General features: G+C 36.1%; 3 protein-coding genes and 1 pseudogene. 2 read left to right on the top strand and 2 right to left on the bottom strand.

The window, feature by feature from the left end; translation table 11 throughout:
* Positions 1-283 (bottom strand): Lrp/AsnC family transcriptional regulator (locus tag Q0505_RS07570; RefSeq protein ID WP_299210857.1); only part of this gene is annotated, 283 nt, incomplete at its 3' end.
* 201 nt (positions 284-484) lie between these two features.
* On the opposite strand from Q0505_RS07570, the gene Q0505_RS07565 reads away from it, so the two are divergent.
* Positions 485-1,702: an aminotransferase class I/II-fold pyridoxal phosphate-dependent enzyme gene (locus Q0505_RS07565; RefSeq protein ID WP_299210854.1), complete on the top strand. Its 1,218-nt coding sequence runs from the start codon at positions 485-487 to the stop codon at positions 1,700-1,702.
* A gap of 128 nt (positions 1,703-1,830) precedes the next feature.
* Here Q0505_RS07565 and Q0505_RS07560 read toward each other — a convergent pair whose 3' ends face one another.
* Complete coding sequence (locus tag Q0505_RS07560) at positions 1,831-3,546, bottom strand: tail fiber domain-containing protein (RefSeq protein WP_299210850.1); 1,716 nt, start codon at positions 3,544-3,546, stop codon at positions 1,831-1,833.
* A 252-nt stretch (positions 3,547-3,798) separates the two neighbouring features.
* On the opposite strand from Q0505_RS07560, the pseudogene Q0505_RS07555 reads away from it, so the two are divergent.
* A pseudogene (locus tag Q0505_RS07555) lies at positions 3,799-4,193 on the top strand (sodium:proton antiporter); the annotation flags it as partial.

The following is a 4,193-nucleotide window of genomic DNA, read 5'->3' as shown; positions in this document are numbered from 1 at the left end:
CGACTTCTTCTATCGCTAGTACTGCTTTCTCAAACGTAGTCAGATATTCTTTACGGTGTTGTATTAACTTGATATGGCAAAGCGCCACAAAATCACGATCTACTTTCGCTTTATTCACCAGACCTACATACTGCTCGATAATTCCTTCGCGTTCTAGTTTTTTGATCCGTTCATACACGGCAGTGACTGATAAATTTAGCAGCCCAGAAAGTTCTTTATTGGTTTTTTTACAGTCTTCTTGGAGATATCCCAAGAGTTTTTTGTCAATAGCATCAAAGGTCATATAGAAAATTTATCTAGTGGTTGTGTTCATATATACGCTTTCGCGAAAGCGTAAACAGTAAAAATACAATATTTATAGTTTATTTTTCTAAATATGATGGTTATCATTGATAAATCATCTATCATATTTTAAATTTGGTGTATAAATAATTAACAGGTATCTCATCTTTTTAAGGATGTGTGCTCTAAAAATACAAATACTATGTCGTATAAACCCGCAAATAAAATTCAAGATTTACAGTACTTTGGAGAATTTGGAGGTGTCAACCCTTCTATTTCTGATAGTTCGACCTATACATTCTTATCTGCCAAAACGATGTTTGACACCTTTGAAGGTGATGCCGACGGCTGCTATTTATATTCTCGTCACAGTACGCCATCCAATCTTTATCTAGGCGAGGCGCTTGCAGCGATGGAAGATACAGAGACAGCAAATGTGTCTGCGAGTGGAATGGGCGCGATCACGCCAGTATTATTACAATTATGTGAAGCAGGCGATCATATTGTGTCGAGCAGAACGATTTATGGAGGAACCTACGCTTTTTTGAAGAACTTCACCCCAAGGTTTGGGATTTCGACAAGTTTTGTAGACATCACAAATTTAGAAAAAGTTGAGGCTGCCATTACCCCACAAACCAAAGTATTGTATTGTGAATCGGTAAGTAATCCATTATTAGAAATCGCCGATTTGGAGGCGTTAAGTGCGCTTTCGCGAAAGCATAACCTGAAACTTATCGTTGATAATACCTTCTCTCCTTTATCAATTACCCCTGTTAAACATGGTGCCGATATTGTGATTCATAGTTTGACAAAGTTTATTAATGGATCTTCAGATACTGTTGGTGGAGTAGTTTGCGGAAGTCAGGAATTTATAGATCAGTTGCGCAATGTAAATGACGGGGCGAGTATGTTACTAGGATCTACGATGGATAGTTTACGTGCAGCATCGATTCTTAAGAACTTGCGAACGTTACATATTAGAATGAAACAACATAGTCATAACGCGACCTATCTTGCCAACAAATTTGAAGCAGATGGATTGCGTACGGTATATCCAGGATTGACATCACATCCAAGTCACGAAGTATTTAAACGTATGATGAATGAAGAGTATGGTTTTGGAGGGATGCTTACGATAGATGTAGGAAGCCTTGATAAAGCCAATGCTTTGATGGAGTTAATGCAAGAGCGTAATTTAGGATACCTGGCAGTGAGTTTAGGATTTTATAAAACCTTATTTAGTGCGCCAGGCACGTCAACCTCTTCAGAAATTCCAGAAGATGAGCAAGCAGAAATGGGACTTACGGATGGATTGATTCGTTTTTCTGTAGGACTAGATAATGATATAGAACGTACGTATCAAGAGATGAAAAAATGTATGGAAGAAGTAGGTGTTTTTAAAGTAGCAGCTTTGATATAATTATTTTGAATACGTTTTTCAGATTTTATATAATAATATTTAGCTAAAAAAATCCCGCTGTTGAGGCGGGATTTTAGGTTTGAATAGATTCTTAATTTAGGGATTAATATCTATATATGCTTAGTAAATTATTTAAGACCTTCTACAAGGTTTTCTAATTTACGAAGACGTGATTCAAGCAACTCTATTTTTTTATTCTGTATCTCTATAACTTCTTGTTGTTCTTGTACAGCTTGTACTAAGGGAACAACAAAAGTAACATAAGACACTTTGTAATTATCTTTAGTAAGGTCTTCTGGTTTGACTAAACCTGAAAAATCGTAATTTGAAGCGAGCATTGCTTCTTCTATCTCTTGAGCAATAAAACCTGTTTCGATTTTAGTTGAATTTTCTCGTACGATTTGAGCGTTGTGAAACGTATCTAATTTTGCAAGATCAAATTTATAGGTAACAGGTCGCAAGCGATTAATGAAATCTAAACCAGGAACATTTGCTTTGATATCATATTTAAAACGACCATCAGACGTATTTACAATAGCAGCAGTCCCTTGATCGATTTCAGTAATACTTCCATATTTTAATTGATTTGCCTTCGTAGGTGTAGCTCCATTTCCAATACCAATGGCATTATTATATCCATTGTTTATCGTAACATTATTACCTAGTGCAATTGCATTGTTTACACCACCTGCTAGATTATTATTATTACCTAATGCAATACTAGAGGAAGATCCATTGTTAATGGTACTTCCATTTCCCAGAATAACGGAGTTACTAGAACCTCCATCAACCGTCGAACCTTTTCCAATAGTAATCGCTGCGTTAGAAGCACCACGGACATCAGCATCATTACCAATCGCGATAGATTCTAGCGAAGTAGCGTCTGCATCATCTCCTATGGCTATGGCGTTGTTATTGCCTGTAGAGGCAGCATTACCTATAGCAATTGCATTATTGAATCCAGTTCCAGAGGTATTTGCATTCACACCTATAAAAACGTTATTATCTCCTGTTTGATTGGTGGTTCCAGCATTAAAGCCTATTGCCGTATTATCATCTCCAGTTCTATTATTATTTAAAGACGTTTGTCCTATGGCAGTATTGTTATTTCCATCTTGGTTTTGTCTTAGGGCATCATTACCTACTGCGGTATTACGGGCTCCTGTGGTATTGTTCTCTAGCGTTTCATCTCCAACCCCTGTATTAAAATCTCCTGAGGTATTTTTTGTAAGACTTAAGGCTCCCATGGCTGTATTATCGCGTCCAGCGTTGGTTGCTTTTCCTACTTGGTATCCTACAAAAGTATTATGTTCTGATGCTGTATTATCAGGATCATAGGCTTCTCCAGCTTCAAATCCTATAAACACAGATTTTTCATCTGCCTCTAATTCAAATTGTCCAAGTTCTGTAAGACGACCTACAAATGTATTATTTACTCTAAAATCTACTTCTTGGCTATTAGTAGTTCCTATAAAGTGCGTCCCACTTGTGACATTGTCATTTCCAGTAATCTTCCAATTGGTATCTGGTGCGATGGAAACCCAATTAGGAATCGTATTGTCCCAATAATAAAACCCTGTAGTATAATCTTGTGGTGTACCACTTACATTTATATTGGTTCTATCTACCGTAAGATAGACCAACATAGACTGTTGATTGATTGTAGGATTGGTTACTGGAAAATTACTGATGCGCGGTATTAATATTCCATCGGTATTTAGCGGAGTAACAGCGTCGGTTGCTAAGATATCTAAACTTGATTGCGGATTTGTGGTGTTAATACCCACTTGCGCAGTCGCTAGAGTACAGACCATAAGTATGGTTGTAAGTAGTAATTGTTTCATGTCAATAATTAGATTTGGGATTACAAACATATTAGATATTAGTATAAAAGGTATATTTAGCTATAATCTTTTCGTTTATCTACATTAAAACATCGACAAAATACTTGTATAAAGATGATTATGTAGTCTAATTTACTACAAACATACACTATTTTTGTGGTAAACCCGTAAAAATTATCTAGTTATATCTCGTGAAGGAGTATCTTTTATTTTATATAAAATGGTTACATTGTGGCTTTAAAATAGCATTGTATGGATAGTCAAAGACAAGACAGTCAAAATGAAAAAATAGTAGAGAATAAGGAGCTTAATATATGGGAAGCATTGATTCCTATTTTTGCGCTCGTCGGAATGCTCGCATTTAATGTTTTTGTTTTTGGTGATGATGCCTTGTCGGGATCTAATCAATTTGTTTTATTATTAGGAGCGGCGGTAGCTGCCATTGTAGGTCACTTTAATAAAGTCAGTTACAAAGAAATGGTAGAAGAGGTTGCTCAAAATGTAAAATCCACAACAGGTGCACTCTTAATCTTATTAATGGTTGGCGCATTGGCTGGTACTTGGCTTTTAAGTGGTATAATTCCAACGATGATTTATTATGGATTACAAATCTTAAATCCAACTATCTTTCTAGCGGCGTGTGTGAT

The sequence above is a fragment of the uncultured Dokdonia sp. genome (genome assembly GCF_937910895.1).
GTDB lineage: Bacteria > Bacteroidota > Bacteroidia > Flavobacteriales > Flavobacteriaceae > Dokdonia.
Note: the sequence above shows the minus strand (reverse complement) of the source record. Positions and strands in the feature narration are given on the sequence as shown.

Excerpts from the sequence above, each read along its gene's own strand:
- Q0505_RS07565 (WP_299210854.1), top strand. The coding sequence starts at position 485 with ATGTCGTATAAACCCGCAAATAAAATTCAAGATTTACAGTACTTTGGA.
- Q0505_RS07560 (WP_299210850.1), bottom strand. The coding sequence starts at position 3,546 with ATGAAACAATTACTACTTACAACCATACTTATGGTCTGTACTCTAGCG.